The sequence below is a fragment of the uncultured Lamprocystis sp. genome (assembly GCF_903933125.1).
Taxonomy (GTDB): domain Bacteria; phylum Pseudomonadota; class Gammaproteobacteria; order Chromatiales; family Chromatiaceae; genus Thiodictyon.
Window position 1 is genome coordinate 1 of the sequence record NZ_CAIZIZ010000514.1, and the last position, 2,362, is coordinate 2,362.

Below are 2,362 nucleotides of genomic sequence, written 5' to 3' on the forward strand. Positions count from 1 at the left end.
ACGGAAGCGCTTGCCAACGGCACCGATCGCGTTCCGGCGAAGCGGATCTACCAGTACGGTCCGAATTGCGTCCGCGACTGCCACGACCTGCGCGCGGCGCTGGCCATCCTCGCCGAGCGCGGGCGGGCGCGGATGGAGGAATCCGGGCGCCGGCGAAGCGTGGTGATCAATCCGGCGTTGCTGACTGAGCTGGATTGAGCGAGGACCATTGGATTTCGACGTCAGAGGGTGTTGCTACTGTTGCTACTCTTGCTACCGACACCCTACCGACACCCGGCGCAAACGCTGATCGGTAGCAAGAGTAGCGAGAGTAGCAGGGGGTGCCGGGTCGGAAACGGCTTCGTTCCAAATAATATGTGCCACCTTTGAGGATCTGCCCCGCGTCCTGTCCTGTGCAATCCGCCACTGCTGACTGAGCGGGAGTGAACTTGGAGCATTGTGTTTCGACATCAGACGGTGTTGCTATTGTTGCTATTCTTGCTACCGTCGCCCTGCGTGAACGCTGATCGGTAGCAAGAGTAGCAAGGCTAGTTTGTTTTCTACATGCCGCTCGATGACAGGATCGATGCCGTCCGTGTGCTGCATGGTGCGCGAGACATCGACGCGGTCTTCAATTCAGAGCAGTAAGGGTTGGCGCGCGGAGTCTGCGGCCGATGCCAAGCCGCCTTGGGTTTCGGCGGTATGAGTTGCAAGCTCTACCACACGCACTATTTCTCCGTCGGCGTCCGCTGGTGGTGATCCCTTGATGCGGCTGTTCCAGTGGCCTTATACCGATGCGGCCTGCAGACGGATCGTGTCCCGAGGTGCCGCCGCTTTCCCATGGTTACGGATGGTGATGTCGACGTCGCAGCCGAGTCGAGTCAGCAGACGCATCAGGCGCTCGACCGACACATCTCGGAATTGCCCATTGAGCAGCCGCGACACGTCCGGCTGACTCAGGCCCATGCGTTTGGCCGCCGCTACCTGGGTCAGATCTTGAGCGTTGATGACCCCCTGAATTCGAGTCACCAGTTCCGCTTTGAGAAGATGGGTTTCGGCATCGGGGAATCCGAGATCGGCAAAGACATTCTTCGTGCCGCGCGTGATGCGGGTATCCGGGTCTTTCTTCATGATGCTTTTCCTTTTTCAAGCTGCGCCTTGTAATCGGCCTCGGCTGCTTTGAGGCGCCGCTGGATCAACTCCATGTCTTCGGTCGGGGTCTTGATTCCCGACTTCGACTTCTTCTGGAAGGCGTGCAGGACATAGACCGCCGTCGCGAACTTCACGGTGTAGACCGCCCGGAAGGTGTCGCCCACATGGTCGGCAACAAGTTCCAACACGCCCGCCCCACCGAAGCCCTTGAGCGGTTTGGCGCTGCCATGCTTCAGACCGATCTGTGCCTGATAAAGCGCGTACCCCATCGAGTCCTGCACGGGATCCGGAAATTCCCGGAAGTCCTTGTAGCTCGAACCGATCCATGAGACGGGCTTAACCGTGGCGCCAGACATTTTTAGAATATGGCGGAAACACCATATAAAGTCAAGCCATTCTCACGCGGGGGAATTGAAGCGGCGCGGGCTTTTGCACCGGAGGGTGCTGCTACTGTTGCTACTCTCGCTACCGTCGTGCCGGCGTGACCCCTGATCGGTAGCAGAAGTAGCAAGGGTAGCAGGGGGTGCCGGGGATCGCAGGCATGATCAGCTACTCCCTCACGCTGCTCAAGCGCAGCATGAGCGTCATCGGATGCGTCGGCGAGGGCTGAAACCCGTAGTGCTCGTAGAACTGCTTGGCCTTCTCGTGAAGGGCATGCACGAGCAGGGCTCTGACGCCAGCGTTCTGCGATACGGCCACCGCGCGATTGACCGCGTCCTGGAGCAAAGCGGCGCCCAAGTGCAGTCCCTGCGCCCTGCGATCGACCGCGAGCCGGGCGAGAACCATGACAGGAACCGGATCAGGCATGTTGCGACGCACGCCACTCGTTGCGAGTTGGTGCGAAACGGCGCCGGCCGCCATGGCGTAGTAACCGCGGACGTGGCCGCCCTCGTCGGTGACGACGAAGCTGCGGCTCGCACCGCTTGACTGGTTGGACAATGCCCTGCGCTTGAGCCAGTCATCGAGCACGGCCTCGCCGCACTCGAAGTCATCCAGTCGATGTGAAGCCGCCAGGGGCTCCGGCGGACGGAGTTGCAAGCTCAGGCCTTCGCCGACTTCTTGCCCCAGGGTGCCTTGACCGCCATGAGGCGCTCAAGCCCCGGATTGCGCGCGGGCGGCGCGTCGAGCAGCTTGGCGAACTGCCGAAACTTCTCGGCATCCAGTTTGAAAAATACCTGATCGAGCAGTACCGACTGTGCCTTGTCGCAGGCGGCCTCGAGCATGAAGTCGG

At 60.9% G+C, this 2,362-nt stretch carries 5 protein-coding genes; 1 reads left to right on the forward strand and 4 read right to left on the reverse strand.

Annotated elements, in window-relative coordinates:
- Window positions 1–198, forward strand: a 198-nt coding sequence (locus tag QZY03_RS28180) for a hypothetical protein (protein ID WP_295587075.1), incomplete at its 5' end; no start/stop codon positions are given.
- Window positions 199–765: 567 nt separating this feature from the next.
- Here QZY03_RS28180 and QZY03_RS28185 read toward each other — a convergent pair.
- The 4 genes from QZY03_RS28185 to QZY03_RS28200 all read right to left on the reverse strand — a co-directional run.
- The gene (locus QZY03_RS28185) at window positions 766–1,110 is read right to left on the reverse strand and encodes a helix-turn-helix domain-containing protein (protein WP_295587077.1); all 345 of its coding nucleotides are present in this window, start codon (window positions 1,108–1,110) and stop codon (window positions 766–768) included.
- A complete protein-coding gene (locus tag QZY03_RS28190; protein WP_295587079.1) occupies window positions 1,107–1,487 on the reverse strand; it encodes a type II toxin-antitoxin system RelE/ParE family toxin in 381 nt (126 codons plus the stop codon). The genes QZY03_RS28185 and QZY03_RS28190 overlap by 4 nt, the downstream gene beginning before the upstream one ends.
- A gap of 193 nt (window positions 1,488–1,680) precedes the next feature.
- A complete protein-coding gene (locus QZY03_RS28195) occupies window positions 1,681–2,169 on the reverse strand; it encodes a GNAT family N-acetyltransferase (protein ID WP_295587080.1) in 489 nt (162 codons plus the stop codon).
- A gap of 2 nt (window positions 2,170–2,171) precedes the next feature.
- On the reverse strand, window positions 2,172–2,362 hold a 191-nt coding region (locus QZY03_RS28200; protein ID WP_295587082.1), incomplete at its 5' end, for a DUF1778 domain-containing protein.

Excerpts from the sequence above, each read along its gene's own strand:
- QZY03_RS28185 (WP_295587077.1), bottom strand. The coding sequence starts at position 1,110 with ATGAAGAAAGACCCGGATACCCGCATCACGCGCGGCACGAAGAATGTC.
- QZY03_RS28190 (WP_295587079.1), bottom strand. The coding sequence starts at position 1,487 with ATGTCTGGCGCCACGGTTAAGCCCGTCTCATGGATCGGTTCGAGCTAC.